The 16,183-nt window shown below is 62.5% G+C and carries 11 protein-coding genes and 1 pseudogene; 4 read left to right on the top strand and 8 right to left on the bottom strand.

Annotated elements, in window-relative coordinates:
* Positions 1 to 7: 7 nt before the first annotated feature.
* The gene (locus B2V21_RS04105; protein ID WP_286916092.1) at positions 8 to 1,717 is read right to left on the bottom strand and encodes a ShlB/FhaC/HecB family hemolysin secretion/activation protein; all 1,710 of its coding nucleotides are present in this window, start codon (positions 1,715 to 1,717) and stop codon (positions 8 to 10) included.
* Between the two features lie 450 nt (positions 1,718 to 2,167).
* Here B2V21_RS04105 and B2V21_RS04100 point away from each other — a divergent pair, with 450 nt between their 5' ends.
* The 3 genes from B2V21_RS04100 to B2V21_RS04090 all read left to right on the top strand — a co-directional run bounded on the left by B2V21_RS04100 (position 2,168) and on the right by B2V21_RS04090 (position 4,872).
* Positions 2,168 to 2,797 (top strand): LysE family translocator, encoded by a 630-nt coding sequence (locus tag B2V21_RS04100; protein ID WP_286916091.1) that lies wholly within the window; start codon positions 2,168 to 2,170, stop codon positions 2,795 to 2,797.
* 111 nt (positions 2,798 to 2,908) lie between these two features.
* Positions 2,909 to 3,796 carry a bestrophin family protein gene (locus B2V21_RS04095; RefSeq protein ID WP_049858995.1) on the top strand — a complete coding sequence of 296 codons (888 nt, stop codon included), beginning with the start codon at positions 2,909 to 2,911 and terminating at the stop codon, positions 3,794 to 3,796.
* An 80-nt stretch (positions 3,797 to 3,876) separates the two neighbouring features.
* A complete protein-coding gene (locus B2V21_RS04090) occupies positions 3,877 to 4,872 on the top strand; it encodes a zinc-binding alcohol dehydrogenase family protein (protein WP_049858994.1) in 996 nt (331 codons plus the stop codon).
* Between the two features lie 3 nt (positions 4,873 to 4,875).
* Here B2V21_RS04090 and B2V21_RS04085 read toward each other — a convergent pair whose 3' ends face one another.
* From B2V21_RS04085 to B2V21_RS04055, 7 genes are all read right to left on the bottom strand, one after another.
* Positions 4,876 to 6,315, bottom strand: a complete 1,440-nt coding sequence (locus B2V21_RS04085) for an efflux transporter outer membrane subunit (RefSeq protein ID WP_286916090.1) — start codon at positions 6,313 to 6,315, stop codon at positions 4,876 to 4,878.
* Positions 6,312 to 7,202, bottom strand: coding sequence for an HlyD family secretion protein (locus B2V21_RS04080; protein WP_122743817.1), 891 nt, complete (start codon positions 7,200 to 7,202; stop codon positions 6,312 to 6,314). The genes B2V21_RS04085 and B2V21_RS04080 overlap by 4 nt, the downstream gene beginning before the upstream one ends.
* Complete coding sequence (locus tag B2V21_RS04075; RefSeq protein ID WP_049858991.1) at positions 7,199 to 7,408, bottom strand: DUF1656 domain-containing protein; 210 nt, start codon at positions 7,406 to 7,408, stop codon at positions 7,199 to 7,201. The genes B2V21_RS04080 and B2V21_RS04075 overlap by 4 nt, the downstream gene beginning before the upstream one ends.
* Complete coding sequence (locus B2V21_RS04070; protein WP_286916089.1) at positions 7,405 to 9,495, bottom strand: FUSC family protein; 2,091 nt, start codon at positions 9,493 to 9,495, stop codon at positions 7,405 to 7,407. Before B2V21_RS04070 ends, B2V21_RS04075 begins: the two co-directional genes overlap by 4 nt.
* Positions 9,492 to 9,944: a MarR family winged helix-turn-helix transcriptional regulator gene (locus B2V21_RS04065; protein WP_090362490.1), complete on the bottom strand. Its 453-nt coding sequence runs from the start codon at positions 9,942 to 9,944 to the stop codon at positions 9,492 to 9,494. The genes B2V21_RS04070 and B2V21_RS04065 overlap by 4 nt, the downstream gene beginning before the upstream one ends.
* A gap of 212 nt (positions 9,945 to 10,156) precedes the next feature.
* Positions 10,157 to 11,533, bottom strand: coding sequence for an HlyD family type I secretion periplasmic adaptor subunit (locus B2V21_RS04060; RefSeq protein WP_049858989.1), 1,377 nt, complete (start codon positions 11,531 to 11,533; stop codon positions 10,157 to 10,159).
* Positions 11,523 to 13,676 carry a type I secretion system permease/ATPase gene (locus B2V21_RS04055; RefSeq protein ID WP_090361848.1) on the bottom strand — a complete coding sequence of 718 codons (2,154 nt, stop codon included), beginning with the start codon at positions 13,674 to 13,676 and terminating at the stop codon, positions 11,523 to 11,525. The genes B2V21_RS04060 and B2V21_RS04055 overlap by 11 nt, the downstream gene beginning before the upstream one ends.
* Before the next feature lie 876 nt (positions 13,677 to 14,552).
* Here B2V21_RS04055 and B2V21_RS04050 point away from each other — a divergent pair.
* Positions 14,553 to 16,183: pseudogene (locus tag B2V21_RS04050) on the top strand (retention module-containing protein); the annotation flags it as partial.

The following is a 16,183-nucleotide window of genomic DNA, read 5'->3' as shown; positions in this document are numbered from 1 at the left end:
CGTGAAATCAGAGAAAGAGGTCGAGGCGAAAGTAGATCGGGGTTTCGCGATCGTTCAGCGCGTCGGGGCGTTCCAGCGAATGGGCGAAAGTCACCGACGTCGCGAAATGCTGGCCTCGGGCGAACAACTCGACCGAATTGCTGGACACACGACCATGCTGGTCGCCGTTGTAGCGATCGCCCCTGATCACGCCCTGGTCATAGCCCAGGCCGATGCCGTATTCATAAAGGACCGGTCGCAACCAGGCGAGGTTGACCGGACGCGTCCAGCGCAGGTCATTGCGCCAATAGCCGCCGCTGTCGCCGGACAGGTTCTGGTCCTTGATGCCGCGCATCGACGACTGTCCGCTCAAGCTCATGCGTTGGGGGCTGAACAGCACATCTTCACTGCGCTGACCGGTGGCCAGGCTGGTGAAGCTGAACGTTTCGCCCCACAGGTTGAAGCCCTGCAGGTAGCTCACGGTGGCGGTGTATTTGCGATAGCGGTCGTTGGGGTCGCCGTGCTGTTCGACCTGGCGACTTTGCGCATCGAAAGCGCCTATGCCTTGCTGCATGCCCAGATCGAGGTTGACGAACGCATTGCCGATACGGCGGCCGTGGTTGATGCCGAACTGGGCCTCGCTGATGCGGTTGCTGCTGACTTCCAGGCGGTTGCCGTTCAAGTAGTTGTTGCTGCGCAGATAGGCCAGGCCGCCGTTGATCGATGTTTTGCTGACCGAGTCGCGATGTATCACGCGCTCTGCGCGAAACTGATGATTCTGGCTGTCACCGTTTTGCTTGAAGGCGAAGCCGTTGCCATAAGCCTGCGAGCCGTATTCGCTCTGGCTGTAGGAATAATTGAAGTTCCACCAGCCCCACGGCACGCTGTAGTACGCCGTGGTGCTTTTGGAGCTGCGATGGTGGTCGCTGACCGCATCGTGGCTGCCGCGCAGCACCAACTGGTCGGCGAGCCCCAAGGGGCTGTCCCAATCCAGACCCGCCCCCCACTGCTGCTGACCGGTGCTGCGCTGGCCATCGTTGTTGCGCGACAGCGAAGCACGCCAAGGCTTTTGTGCAGCGTTCCTGACCAGCACGGTACTGCCCCCCACCGCCTCGCCAGGCGCCAGCTCCATTTGCGCACCGTTGGACGGCAGGCGATTGAGCTGGTCGACCAGTTGCTCGACTTCGCGCAAATCGAGCAGCTCGCCTACATGGCCCGGAAAAGCCATGTTCACTTCCCGTGGCGATAACCCGCTGTCATCAGCAGGTCGAATGCCTTCCAGGCGGCCTTCAACCACTTGAAGCGTGAGGATGCCGGTCGACAGGTCCTGTTGCGGCAGGTAGGCACGACTGGTGACCAGGCCCAGTTGCAGATAGCGATCGGTGACGACCCCGAGCAACTCGTTGAGTTGCGCAACACCCAGGCACTGGCCCAGGTATGGCTGCACGAGTTCGGCCTTTTGGGCAGGACCCAGGGCATCGGCGCCCTGGATGTCGATACGCTGGATGGCGAAGCAGCGAGTGTCCTCCACGGCTGGAGGCGCAGGAGCGCTGAGTTGTTCACCAGGCAGGTTCTTGAGGTCCTCCAAGCGCTGCCGCTGCTCTTGCAGCAGGCGGTCCTGACGGTCACGAATGAAGTCCTGCTCGCCCGGTGTAGTGGGCGCCGCGAAGACCTTAGTTGCACAACAAAGCAACACCGCGAAATACGGACTTGCACGGCGTCCTGCCCTTGACCACATATTCAATCCCTGATGCCAAAATGGCTTTGTATCAACTCGAAAGGGGCGCGATGATAGGGATGCCGTATATTAACGTCAAGCTTGAATACATAAGCCTATGATTTACTTGATAAATTACAGTTTCATATGCTCTTCGAGCTCGACTTATCCCAACTAAAATTACTTAAGATTTTTCCTACCAAACAATCCGCTAACACTCATGGACTGCACACTCTTATTATGGAAGCGAACCATTAAAATTACAGCGCAGTCCATACAGAAAGTCCGATCGCATGACAATAAGAACTCCAATGATGCTGATGTATCGCGGCATGAATCATTACCCGGCCAATCCTCAAGGCGGTGAAAGCACTTCGCGCAGATCGGCGTTGCCGTGGGCACCGCGTTTCTCTACATTCCGAAAGCAACGTTCGAGTACCCCGGCCCTTTTTGCGCAAGAGACACAGCACCATGGACCTCACCACCCTCCTGCTCTTCATCCCCGCCTGCTTCGCCTTGAACATGGCCCCAGGCCCCAACAACCTGTTGTCCATCAACAATGCCGCCCACCACGGCTACAAGGCCGCCTGCCTGGCAGGCTTCGGACGTCTGGTGGCCTTCAGTGGGATGATCGCGCTGGCAGCCATGGGCCTGGCCGCGGTCTCGTTCGCTTCCGAGTGGTTGTTCCTGGTCATCAAGACGGTGGGGGCGCTGTACCTGCTCTGGCTGGCGTGGAGCCTGTGGACCGGTGAGCCCGCCGACATGGCAGATGACGCCACGGCCAGCCGTTCGAGCCTGTGGTTGATGCTGCGCCGCGAGTTCCTGATCGCGGCGGGCAATCCCAAGGCGATCCTCATCTTTACCGCGTTCCTGCCGCAGTTCGTCGACCCGCAGCAACCGGTGGGTGCCCAGTTCGCCGTACTCGGTGCGCTGTTTCTGGTACTGGAGTGGATCGCGGTGGGTCTGTATGCGTACCTGGGCGTGAACCTCAAGCGCTGGCTGAACACAGCGCAGGCCAAACGTCGCTTCAATCGCGCCTGCGGTGGCTTGCTGGGGCTGGCAGGCGTTGGCCTGCTGTTCGCCCGCCGCGGGCATGCCTGAAGTGCCAGTATCGGCCGGTAGCAACTGGTAACGGGCATTCGTTTGGCTGCAACGAACCTTGTTGCGAAGTCGACGTCCGACCTAGGCACGCCCATCGCCTGAGGTCCGCTTATGAAAGAAGCCATCGCCAAGAAATACCGTCTGATCATCAAGACCATGGGCTATGTCGGCTGGTCTCTGTTCTGGCTGCTGCTGTGGGATATCGCGGTCACCGTCGACTTCATGCTGTTCCTCAACACCAAGCTGAGCCTGCCGATCATGCCGTTGACCCTGCTGGGCTCGGCGCTGATCGTATTGATCAGCTTCCGCAACAGCAGTGCGTACAACCGTTGGTGGGAAGCTCGGACATTGTGGGGCCTGCTGGTCAACGCATCGCGCAGCTACGCGCGTCAGGTGCTCACCCTGATCGACGACGTCGGTGATGACGTGAACCCGGTCAAGGCCACCCTGTTGCGGCGCCACGTGGCCTACGTGAACTGCCTGGCGGCGCACGTACGGCACATACCCTGCCCACCGGAAGTGGCAGCGTTCATCAGCGCCGAGGAATTCGAACGGCGCAACAGCACCAACAACTTTTCCAACGACCTCATCACCGGCTCCGCTGCCCTGCTGGCGCGTGAATACAAGGCCGGACGCCTGGACAGCATCCGCCTGGCGCGCCTGGAATCGACGCTGGTGGACATCTCCAACTGCCAGGGCGGCATGGAGCGCATCGCCAACACGCCACTGCCTTTTCCCTACGTCTACTTTCCTCGCCTGTTCATCACCGTGTTCTGCCTGATCGTACCGATCGGCCTGGTAGAGTCGCTGGAATGGTTCACACCGCTGGCGTCTACCGTGGTCGGTTTCATGCTGCTGGCCATCGAGCGCATCGGCACCGACTTGCAGAGCCCGTTCAAGGTCAGCGAACACCAGATCCAGATGGATTCGCTGTGCGAGAACATCGAGCGCAACCTGCAGTCGATGCAGCGTGACACGCAGGAAATGCGTTCCGCCTGACCTTCCGCTATCTTCGTGACCACCGAGCGCCCTTTGCCAAGGGCGTATCGATCCTACAGACCTCACCTGGAAATCCCCTGATGAAAGCCATCGCTTATACCCAGAACGGCGCAGCCTCCGTGCTCACCGACCTGCAACTGCCCGCGCCCACACCGGGCCCACGTGATCTGCTGGTGCAGGTCCAGGCCATTTCGGTCAACCCGGTCGACACCAAGGTGCGCAGCGGCGCTGCCGTGACCGAACCGCGCGTGCTGGGTTGGGATGCGGTCGGCATCGTCCAGCAGGTGGGCGATCAGGTCAGCCTGTTCAAGGTCGGTGACAGCGTGTTCTACGCCGGGGCCATCGACCGTCCGGGCAGCAACAGCGAACTGCACCTGGTGGATGAGCGGATCGTCGGGCACAAGCCGCAAAGCCTGGACAACGCCCACGCCGCCGCCCTGCCGCTGACCTCGATCACTGCCTGGGAATTGCTGTTCGACCGTCTGGGCGTGCCCGAGGGCGGTGGCGAAGGCCAGAGCCTGCTGATCATCGGTGCGGCAGGTGGCGTTGGCTCGATCCTCACGCAATTGGCGCGCAAGCTGACCAAGCTGACCGTGATCGGCACGGCGTCGCGGGATGAAACACGTCAATGGGTGACCGACCTGGGCGCTCACCATGTGATCGATCACAGCCAGCCGCTGGTGGCGCAGCTGGAAGCCATCGGGGTTGGCCAGGTCGACCACGTGGCCAGCCTGACCCACACCGACAAGCACTTCGAGCAACTGATCGAAGCCTTACGCCCTCAGGGCCAGCTGGCCTTGATCGACGACCCGAAGACCCTCGACGTGATGCCGATGAAGCGCAAGGCGCTGTCGCTGCACTGGGAGCTGATGTTCACGCGCTCGCTGTTCCAGACTCCGGACATGATCAAGCAGCACGAGCTGCTCGAGCGCGTGGCCGAACTGATCGACAGCGGCGTGTTGCGCACCACCCTGGGCGAGCACTATGGGGTGATCAACGCCGCCAATCTGATCCGCGCCCACGAGCTGATCGAAAGCGGCACGGCCAAGGGCAAGATCGTTCTGGAAGGCTTCTAAGCCTCAACGTGCGCCCGGCACCTGCCGGGCGCTTTCCCAACCGCCGCCCAAGGCCAGGAACAGGTTGATCTGTTCCATGGCCACCTGAGTGTTCGCCGCCGCCAGTTGGCCACGCACATCGGTGTAGGTGCGCGTTGCCTGCAAGTCCGCCAGGAACGACGCGCGGCCGGCCCGGAAAAACTGATGGGTCTGATCCGCCGCCTGCTGCGCCGATCGCTCGGCGTCGGCCAGGGCATCACGGCGCTGCAGCAAGGCGGCGTATTGCGCCAGGCCCGTCTGGGTCTCGCGAATGGCGTTGAGCACCACCCCATCGAAATTGGCCAGCGCAGCCTGGGTCGAAGCTTCGGTCTCGCGAATCCGCGCCCGCGCGCCGTTGGTGGGCACGTTCCAGTTGATCAGCGGGCCGATGCCCCAGCGATTGGTTGCCGGATGCCCGAGGTCATCGAGAATACCCACCGTGCCCACCGTGGCGCCGATGCTGATGTCCGGGTACAGCTGACCGGTGGCCACGCCAATGTTGGCGGTGGCCGCCGCCAAGCGGCGTTCGGCCTGGCGGATGTCGGGACGACGCTTGAGCAGCGCGGCGCCATCGCCCACCGGCATCAGCTGATTGATACGCGGCAGCTCGGCGCAGCTGGCCACGTCGGCAGGCAGCTGTGCGACGGGTGTAGCCAGCAGCATCGATAATTTGTACAGGCCCGCCTGACGCGATGCCTGATAGCGCGGCAGCTCCGCGCCCAGGGACTTGTATTGGGTTTCGGAGCGCGTGACCTGGGTTTCGTCGCCACGGCCGGCATCGCGCAGACGCTGGGTCAGTTGCACGCCTTCCTGCTGCAATTCGAGCGAATGCCGGGCGATCTCGTATTCTTCGTTGGCCGCGCAGACCTGGGTATAGGCGCGTACCACATCGGCTACCACGGTAATGCGCGCCGTATCCGCCGCGGCCTGGGTGGCGTCGGCGTTGGCGCGTGCCGCCTCGATGCCGCGCTTGAGCGTCCCCCACAGGTCGAACTGATAGGACAGATTGATGGACGCGCTGCCCAGGTTATCCACCGGCAGCTTTTCGGTCAGCAGGAACGCTTCGCCCGACTCTTGCACACGCTGCGCCTCGGCCTTGGCATTGAAGTCGAAGCCGCCTTCGGCCTGGGCCTGCTCGATCTGCGCACGGGAGCGGGCAATGTTCGCCGCCGCCACGCGCAGGTCGGTGTTGGACGCCATGGCTTGGCGCACCAGCGCATCCAGGCGAGGGTCGTGGTACAGCTTCCACCAGTCCTGCGGGACCGGCGCCGACACCACATTGCTGTCGCCTTCGGCCAGCGAGCCCTGTAAATCGGCTCGGTTGAGCGCCGCCGCCTTAGGGGTATGGTAGTCGGGTCCGACCATCTGGCAGGCCGACAACAGCAGCGCCGCCGCGAGGGCGGAAAGACGCAGGACCTGGCTCATTGCGCCGCTCCCGCCACCACACCGTCTTCGATGATCGACACCGTGGCCGTGCGGCCGGCGATCAGGCGATAGCCCTCGGGCAGGTTTTCAAACGCGATGCGCACGGGAATGCGCTGCGCCAGGCGCACCCAGCTGAAGGCCGGGTTGACGTTGGGCAGCAGGTTGCTGCCACTGCTGCGATCGCGGTCTTCGATGCCGGCCGAGATGCTCTGCACCCGGCCCTGCAGACGGGTGTTGTCGCCCATCATGCGAATGTCCACGGCCTGGCCGACGTGAATCACGCCCAGTTTGGTTTCCTCGAAATAGCCATCGATATGAAACGAGGTGCCATCCACCACGGCCAGCACGGCGCGGCCTGCGGTGACGAACTCGCGCGGGCGTGGCGCGCGGTCGTTGATGAAGCCGTCCACCGGGCTGCGGATCACCGAGCGATCGAGGTTCAGTTGCGCGGCATCCACGGCGACCTGGGCTTCGGACAACGCAGCTAGGGCACGCAATTGCCGCGACTGGCTCTCTTCGAGCTGCTCGCGGGCGACCAGGTTGCCCAGGCCACGGTTGCGCCGCAGTTCACGCTCGGCCTGGGCCAGGGTTTCCTTGCGCTCGGCCATGCTCGCCTGGGCCTGACGCAGGGCCAGGCGGAAGCGATCCTGATCGATGGTGAACAGCACGTCCCCGGCCTTGATCGGCTGGTTGTCGTGCACGTTGACGTGTTCGATCAGGCCGGACACATCCGGCGCGATCTGGATGATGTCGGCGCGCACATGACCGTCACGGGTCCAGGGCGCATACATGTAGTACATGACCATGCGCCAGACGATGAACGCCGCCAGGCACACGAACAGCAGGGTCAAGACCAGGCGGCCAAAGGTAAGGATCGGTTTTTTCATAGCATCAGGCTTCGACAGAGAGCGTCCACCGCGCCGAGCAGCACAGCGTAGAGAGCGACGTTGAAAAGAGCCCGGTGCCAGACCAGGCGGTAGAAATGCAGGCGGTTGAGCACGCCATGCAGCAACAGAAACAGGCCGTAGGTGAACACCATCATCACCAGCACGGTGGGCAGGAAGATCCCGCTGATATCCAGTTCACCAATCACAGCGGTGCTCCATCGATGCCATGCGGCAGTTGTTCGGCGGCCTCGCCTGCCTCGGTGACCACTTCGGCACCCGGCAGCAATGCCAGGCGCAGGCCGCTCAAGGCATGCAGCAGATGCTCGCGCGCCTCTTCGGTCTCGCCCATGGCCTGCACCGTCAAGCCACGGCGCGCGCGGTCCATGGTCATGAGCAGACCCATCGGGGCGGGCAGGCGTTCACCGGCTTTGCGACAGGCCTGGAAATACCCGCCCACCTCTTCGATCACCTGATGCAACAACGGCTGTACGGCAGCCGGCACACGCGGGCTGTAGGCCTGCATGTCGAGCAGGTTCAGCGCCACGCGGACATCGCGCAGTGCCGCGCTGGTGTCCTGGCCGGTCATGGTCAGGCGCGGCAGGTGCTGCATCAGCCGGTCGAGCATCTGCACGCCCATCGCGCGCTGTTCGGCCAGGCTTGCCGGACGGGTGATGTGCACCACATCACGCCAGCTGAACCGGGTCAGGCGCTTGGCCGCCAGCTCCACGCCGAAGGGCCGCACCACCAGGGTCCAGACGAAGGCGAACAACAGCCCCACTGGACCGGCCAGGTTGCTGTTGGCGAAATTCATGAAGTCCGCGTCGTAGGCGCCCTGAATGCTGATGAAGGACGAGGTGTTGACGATGGTCAGCAGGGTGCCAAGGAAAAACCGCGGCTGCACGGTCAAGGTACCGACGACGATGAAGGGCACCGAGAAGGCCAGCACCAGCATCGGAAAGTCATGCAGGTTGGGCAGCACCAGGAACAGGTAGAGGCTGGCGAACACCACGGACATCACGGTCCAGAAGAAGAACCGGTAGATCTGCGGTGCGGGGTCGTCCATGGCGGCGAAGAAACTGCAAGCCACGGCGGCCAGGATCACTGCACTGGCGCCGTCGGTCCAGCCCAGCAGAATCCACAACACCGATGCGACGATGATCGCGGTGACCGTGGAGAACACCGAATACAGCATCAGCCCGCGGTCCAGAAACGGCTTGAGTCGTCCCAGCCGCCAGTGCCGGTAGACTGCTCGCCACGGCAGGCGGCTGTCGGTCTTGATCGCCAGTTCCAGGCTGCGCAGGTCCTGCCACAGGTCGATCCATTCGCCCAACCGGTACACCGCATTGGAAAACATCAGCTCGCGGCGGTCATCCAATTGCTCAGGGGTTGGCCGCAGGGCGTGCAGCTCGTCGCGCAGGGCCTGCCAGCGGGCCTGATCGGGGTCGTCCACGCTGTCCTTGAGCCATTGCCGGGCCGATGCCATGACCGGCGCCAGGCGCTCTACCAATTCGGGGGTACGGCGCTCGATGGCGAACAGCGCGTCATCCAGCGCATCGATAACCGGCAGCAGATGGATCATGCGCCCGCGCAGCTCCCTGGCATTGCGCACCAGCTGCGGCCGCGCCCCTTCGTGGGGAAGCTGGCCGATCATCATTTCCAGCGAGTTGAACGTACCGACCATAGCCGAGCGCAATGGGCCGACGTCCTCGCCTTTGACGTCCCGCGCCAAGAAGTGATCGCTGTAGCCGGCGGCATCGTCGAACCACTTGCCAGCGGCACCGACGAACACTGGCGTGAGCCGGCGCGGCCAGAACATCGCGCCCACCACGGCGGCGCAGACGATGCCCAGGCAGATCTCCTGAAAGCGCGAGCTGGCGATGTCGAACACCGCCGTGGGATTGTCCACCACCGGCAGGGCGATCAACGGCAAGGTGTAACCCGACAGCATGAAGGCGTAGCTGTTGGCAGTGCGCAGGTGCAACGACAGGTACAACAGCGTGCCGGTCCACAGGGCAATCACCGTGGCCAGCAGAAACGGCGTCTGCACGAACAGCGGCACGAACAGCACCGCCGCCGCAGCGCCGGTGAACGTCCCCACCGCACGGTACACCGCTTTGGAACTGGTGGGCCCGACGAAAGGGCTGGAAACGATGTAGACGGTCGCCATCGCCCAATACGGGCGCGGCATCTGCAGGATCATGGCGATGTACAGGGCAATCATCGAGGCGGCGAAGGTTCGCACGCCGTAGAACCAATCCCGGGCCGGTGGCACATCGCTGAAGAAACCTTTCATGGATAACCACCGGGCGTGCCCTGTCCCGCTTCCTCGAAGGCACGCACCACGCGCAGTGCCGCTTCCAGGTCCGCTGGGGCGATGTCCTTGAGCACTTCACGGCGCAAGCGCACCAACTCGCCTTCGATGGACTCGGCCAGGTCGCGGCCACTGGGCGTCAGGCTCAAGGCCTTGGCGCGGCGGTCGGTGGGGTCTTCGGTGCGAACCACGTAGCCGGCCGTGCACAGTTGGTCGAGCAGGCGAACCAGTGAGGGGCTTTCCAGGCCAGCGGCCTGCGCCACCGTGACTTGGCGGACACCGTCGCCCAGGCGCACGATCAGTAACAAAGGCACGGCGCAGGCTTCGGACACACCATAGTTAGCCAGGGTGGCCTGACAGATTCGCCGCCAGTGGCGCGAGGCAACCACCATGCCGCTGCTGATGTTCAGCTGGAGCTTGTCGATATTCATCGGGAAGGTGCGAATATTCATAGTTTGCTAACTATCTATATTCGCGGAACGGAAACATTTCGTCAAGAATGCCCGACCGAATGTAATCCTTGGTAGGAGCGGTCATCGGCCGCGAAGAACACGCCGCAGGGTGTCAGACACACCCCACAAACCCTTCGCGGCCGCAGACCGCTCCTACAGTGGAACGTGAGCGGCCGCTAACGAGTGAATCCTTACCGCTCGTGCAATGCCTCGGCACGGGACTTGATGATCGGCTTGAGCAGGTAGCTCAGCACGCTCTTCTTGCCGGTGATGATGTCCACCGAAGCCACCATCCCGGGAATGATCAGCAACGGTTTTTCATCGGAGCCCAGATGACTCTTGTTGGTCCGCAGCTTGATCAGATAGAAGGTGTTCTTCTTCTCTTCATCCTGCACCGTGTCGGCGCCGATCTGTTCCAGGGTGCCTTCCAGACCGCCGTAGATGGTGTAGTCATAGGCCGTGAACTTGATCATCGCCTTCTGCCCCGGATGCAGGAACGCGATGTCCTGCGGACGAATCCGCGCCTCCACCAGCAGGCTGTCATCCAAAGGCACGATCTCGGCCATGTCGCTACCCGGCTGGATCACCCCACCGACCGTGTTGACCAGCACCTGCTTGACGATCCCGCGCACTGGCGAGGTCACCATGGTACGGCTCACCCGATCTTCCAGTCCCTTGGCCGTGGCCTGGGTCTTGGCCAGATCGGTGCGCGCCTCGTTCAACTGGGTCAGCGCTTCACTGCGGAACTTGCCGCGGGTCTCGTCGATCTTGCGCTGTACCTCGCCAATCGCCGCCTGCGCACGCGGCACCGCCAGCGTGGTGCCGTCGAGCATGCCGCGGGTTTCCACTTCCGAACGGCGCAGACGCAGCACTTCGACGGGCGATATTGCGCCCCTGGCCACCAGCGGTTCCGACATGCTGATCTCCTGGCGCAGCAGGTTCAGGCTGTTGCGGTACTGCTCGGCCTTGGAGGTGAACTCACGCAGCTCCTGCTGACGCTGCACCAACTGCTGCTGCAGGCCGCCGACTTCATCGGCCAACTGCTGGCGACGGCTCATGTACAGCGACTCTTCGTTGGCCGCCTGGCTGGGCACTGACTTGCGCGCCTGGGCAGTGATGTTCAGCGGCCGGTTTTCCACCTCGGCACTCAGACGCTCCACGCGCAGCTCCATGGCCACACGGTCGGCTTCGGTTTCGCCGACGTTGGAAGCGAAGCGCGTGTCGTCCAGGCGAATCAGCGGGGCGCCCGCCTCGACGATCTGCCCTTCCTTGACGTAGATCTGGGCGACGATACCGCCCTCCAGGTTCTGGATTTTCTGGATGCGTGAAGAAGGAATCGCCTTGCCGTCGCCCTTGGTCACCTCGTCGATCACCGCAAAGTGCGCCCAGGCGAGCAGAAACACGAAGAACGCGATCACGCCCCAGATGGTCAGGCGCACGATGCGCGGCGCATCGTCGATCAGCGCCTTTTCGACCTCGGGCAAGGGCTGGCCATCCAGCGAATCGGAGCCCTTGAAGTAGCGCACCAGGGAGTTCTTGAAGCCGCCGGAGGAGGATTTAAGCAACACTGATCTGCCCCTTCTTCAACGCTTCCATGACGGCAGCCTTCGGCCCATCCGCCAGAATCTGCCCGCGGTCGATCACCAGCAGGCGGTCGACCAGGCTCAGCAACGACGCACGGTGGGTAACCAGAATCACGGTCTTGTTCTCGATGACGGCTTGCAGGCGCGCTTTCAGGCGCTCCTCGCCAGTGTTGTCCATGGCGCTGGTGGGTTCGTCCAGCAAGAGAATCGGCGGGTTGAGCAGCAGCGCCCGCGCCAGCGCCACGTTCTGCCGCTGACCGCCGGAGAGATTCTGCCCGCGCTCGCCGACCTGTAGTTCATAGCCCTGCGGATGCAGGCGGGCGAACTCGTGCACACCGGCCAGTTCGGCGGCCTGCAGGACCATTTCGTCATCGACGTAGCGGGCGCCCGACACCAGGTTGTCACGCAAGGTACCGGCCAGCAGCTGGATGTCCTGCGGTACGTAGCCGATGTTATGGCGCAGCTCGCTGACATCGATCTGGCGAATGTCCACGCCATCGACCAGCAGCGAGCCGGCGTCAGGCTGGTACAGCCCTACCAGCAGCTTGGCCAGCGAGCTCTTGCCCGAGCCACTGCGGCCAATGATGCCGATCTTCTCGCCGGGGCGCACGGTCAGGTTGATGCCGTGCAGCGCCTGGTTCTGCTGGTTCGGGTAGGTGAAGTCGACGTTGCGAAACTCCATGGCCCCCTGCAGCACCTGACGGCTCATCGGGCGCTCGTCGAAGTTGCGCTCCTGAGGCAGCTCCATCATCTGATCGACCGACACCATGGTGACCTTGGCCTGCTGGTAACGGGTCAGCAGACCGGACAGTTGCGCCAGCGGCGCCAGCGCGCGGCCACTCAACATGTAGCAGGCCACCAGGCCGCCCATGCTCAGGTTGCCTTCGATGATCTGGTAGACACCGAAGATGATGATCGCCACACCGGCCAGTTGCTGAATCAGCAAGGTGATGTTCATGGCCAGGCTGGACAGGGTCTTGACCCGCAATTCCAGGCGGCTGAGCGTACCAATGGTTTGTTCCCACTGGTACTGGCGCTCGCTTTCGGCGTTGTTGACCTTGACCGCATCGAGGCCACCCAGGGTCTCGATCAAGCTCGACTGGCGCTCGGCGGCCAGCGCCATGGTGCGCTCCAGGGTCTTGGTCAGGGGCTTTTGCAGAAAATGCCCGATGCCCAGCGCCAGCGGGAACGCGATGATCGGAATCCAGACCAGATGCCCACCCAGCAAGGCGATGACCAGCAGGATGAGGATGGTGAACGGCAGGTCGATCAGGCTGGTCAGGGTCAGCGACGTGAGGAAGTCGCGCATGCCCTGGAATTCATGGATGTTCTGGGCGTAGCTGCCCACGCGCGCCGGACGGTTTTTCATCGACATGCCGACGATGCGCTCGAACAGCGTGGCCGAGATGATCAGGTCGGTCTTCTTGCCGGCCAGGTCCAGGCACAGGCTGCGCAGCCCCTTGAGCAGCAGGTCGAACAGGTAGGCACCGCAGATGCCCACCGCCAGCACCCACAGGGTCGCGGTGGCCTGGTTGGGCACGACGCGGTCATAGACGTTCATCACGAACAGGGGCGCGGCCAGGGCGATGATATTGATCACCAGGCTGGCGGCGATGGCGTCGGCATACAGCCAGCGCGAGCGCTTGAGGGTGTCGCGGAACCAGGAATGGGCACGCGGGATCAGCGAGCCATTGGTGACGTCGAACTTGTGCTGCGGCTGGGCGAAAAACACCCGGCCGGTGAAATCCTGGACCAGCGTTTCGCGCGCCACGCGCACTTCACCGCCATCGCTTTCGCTGAGCAGCAACCGCGCGGTATCGCCTTCCCAGCCCAACAGCACGGCGCAGCGCGCGTCCTTGAGCATCAGCATGGCCGGCAGCGCTATGGACGGAATCTGGTCCAGCTTGCGTTGCAGCACACGGCCTTGCAGCCCGGCGCGTGCAGCGGCGCGCGGCAGCAGGTCAGCGGTCAGACGCTGCGAGGGCAACGGCAGGCCGGTGGTCAGCATGGCCCGGCTGGCGGGCTTGTGATGCAGCGAGCACAGGGTCAGCAGGCCGTCGAGCAACGGATCATCGTGCTGGCTGCGTGGGTCCTGGCTGAGTAGTACCGAACTTAATTCCGAATCCACGCTGACACTCTCTTATCGCTCATTGAACACCTCGACCCTATCAGGATCAGTTCATCCCGCCTGGTCTGGCAGCGGTTTGGGTTGCATTTGCACAAGGGATGCCAGCGTACACGCTGGTCGCTGGCTTCGCATGAGCTCGTTTGGCAAACGGATGCACGGCGAGTCGGGCAACCTCGATAGCCATGGGGGGTGTTTCATCGCTGATTCAATCCGACCGGGGTGAGCAATCGTTTCGCCAATCAACAGTCAGTGGCGATTTGGCACCCGTGCCCCGGTGAAAAAATTTCTTCAATCAACACAAGGAGTTAGCCTTTATAACTTGCACACCAACAATTTCGAACTTTCCGTTGTGATGTTTGTCCATCCACCCATGTTGTGTGACTGACATATAACGGTAAGCCTGAACTCGCCATTTTCGCACCGGCGACTCGCACGCCAAGCCCCAGGCCATTTACCGTTCATCCACGCTCCACGTACTGTGCAGCCCGCGCCTGGCAGGCTTTGTGCTACATCCGGCTTTCTTGCGACGCATCCATGGCGAGCCTTCCTGACGACATCTCCTGGATATTCCAGAAGCGACTTTTTTTGTCACATCAACCGGCGAAAAATGTCAGTCGTTGTCGTCTTGACGTCAATGAACTCACGCTGTTGAAGCGTTTTGCATACCTAAGAAATATCAATGTGACATTACACAATGGATTGTTTAGGATGGCGCCAAATAGGTCAATACATTGTCATAAAGTTCATTTTAGCGGATTTAAGACAATAGTTTGACGTCAATATTACAACATACAATACGTACCGAATGCCCGTCGCCTTCACTGACGATGTTCAGGCACCGTACCAAACGAATCGTCACCCCGGAGAGTCACCCACATGAGCAGTGTTGTTGCCATCGTCAAAAGCATTGTTGGCCAAGTATTCGCAGTGTCCCCCGAGGGGATTCGCCGAGTGCTTATCGAAGGGGATCGGCTGTTCGCCGGGGAGCAGGTCGTTACGGGTGAAGCCGGTGCGGTCACGTTGGCGCTGGCCGATGGCCGCACCATCGACCTGGGACGCGACACTCAATGGAGTGCCAACACGCCCGACTCAATCGCCGATCTGAGCGCTGCCACGGCTCAGGCGGCCCCTTCGGTAGAAGAGTTGCAGCAGGCCATCGCGGCCGGCGCCGACCCTACCCAGGATCTGGAAGCCACGGCCGCAGGCCCGGGCGCGAACGACACAGGCGGTGAAGGCGGCGGTAGCCACAGCTTCGTACTGCTCAGCGAAACCGCAGGCGAAGTCGATCCCACCGTGGGCTACCCCACCGAAGGTCCGAACGCGGGTGCAGCGCAAAATACGCGCGAGATCGAAGGCGATACCAACCCGATCAACGCCGACACCGGTAACGACCCGGCCGTCCAGCGCACGGCCACACTGACCGTGACGGCAACGACCGCCATCACCGAAGCCGGCGGCGTGATCACCTACACCGCCACCGTGACCCAGGCACCTTCTGCCGACCTGACCGTCAACCTGTCCAATGGCCAATCGGTGCTCATTCCCGCCGGCCAGACCACAGGCGCCGTCAACGTCACCGTGCCGGACACCAACACGCCTTACATCGATCCGTCGCAGATCTCCGTAACCGTCACCGGCACCACCGGCGGTGGCGACCTGGCGGTCACCACCGATCCGACCCCGGCCGTCACCCGTGTCGACGACACAATCGACGTCACCACCGTGACCCTGACCGTGGGCAACAACCCCGTCACCGAAGGCACGACGATCACTTACACCGCCGTGCTCACCAATCCGGCGCAGACGCCGGTAACCGTGACCCTGTCAAACGGCTCCACCATTACCATCGCGGCTGGTCAGTCGTCGGGGTCGATCGACGTGGCCGCACCGGCCAACGACGTCTACAACAACCCGACTACCCTCAACACCACCATCACCGGCGCTACCGGTGGCAATTTCGAAAGCCTGGTGCCAAGCACAACGCCTGCGGTGGTCAACATCGTCGACTCGATCGACACGACGACCGTCGTGCTCACCGCGACCACGCCGGCCGGCGGCGCCGTCGAAAACGGCACCATCGTCTACACCGCTACCATTGGCGCACCTGTCACGGGTTCGCCAGTGGTTGTGACCCTGTCGAACAACCAAACCATCACCATCGGTGTAGGCGAAACCAGCGGCTCGGTTTCCTTCCCTCTGGGCAATGACGTCTACAACGGCGCCGCCACCGTCAGCACCGCGATCACCGNNGCGGCAACTACGAGCAGCTGACGCCGAACACCACACCGGTTGTGACGCCGGTTGGCGATAGCGTTGATGTCACCAACGTCGTACTGACCGCTACCGTTCCAGCGGGCGGCGCTGTCGAGAATGGCACTATCGTTTACACCGCTACGGTAGGCGCGCCTGTCACCGGTTCCCCGGTTGTCGTGACTTTGTCGAACAACCAAACCATCACCATCGCGGTCGGGGAAACCAGCGGTACCGTTTCCTACACCCTGCCCACT

The sequence above is a fragment of the Pseudomonas sp. UBA6276 genome (assembly GCF_002438365.1).
GTDB lineage: Bacteria > Pseudomonadota > Gammaproteobacteria > Pseudomonadales > Pseudomonadaceae > Aquipseudomonas > Aquipseudomonas coleopterorum.
Note: the sequence above shows the minus strand (reverse complement) of the source record. Positions and strands in the feature narration are given on the sequence as shown.

Coding starts and splice junctions, on each gene's coding strand:
- B2V21_RS04105 (WP_286916092.1), bottom strand. CDS start 1,717: ATGTGGTCAAGGGCAGGACGCCGTGCAAGTCCGTATTTCGCGGTGTTG.
- B2V21_RS04095 (WP_049858995.1), top strand. CDS start 2,909: ATGAAAGAAGCCATCGCCAAGAAATACCGTCTGATCATCAAGACCATG.
- B2V21_RS04080 (WP_122743817.1), bottom strand. CDS start 7,202: ATGAAAAAACCGATCCTTACCTTTGGCCGCCTGGTCTTGACCCTGCTG.
- B2V21_RS04070 (WP_286916089.1), bottom strand. CDS start 9,495: ATGAAAGGTTTCTTCAGCGATGTGCCACCGGCCCGGGATTGGTTCTAC.
- B2V21_RS04085 (WP_286916090.1), bottom strand. CDS start 6,315: ATGAGCCAGGTCCTGCGTCTTTCCGCCCTCGCGGCGGCGCTGCTGTTG.
- B2V21_RS04090 (WP_049858994.1), top strand. CDS start 3,877: ATGAAAGCCATCGCTTATACCCAGAACGGCGCAGCCTCCGTGCTCACC.
- B2V21_RS04065 (WP_090362490.1), bottom strand. CDS start 9,944: ATGAATATCGACAAGCTCCAGCTGAACATCAGCAGCGGCATGGTGGTT.
- B2V21_RS04100 (WP_286916091.1), top strand. CDS start 2,168: ATGGACCTCACCACCCTCCTGCTCTTCATCCCCGCCTGCTTCGCCTTG.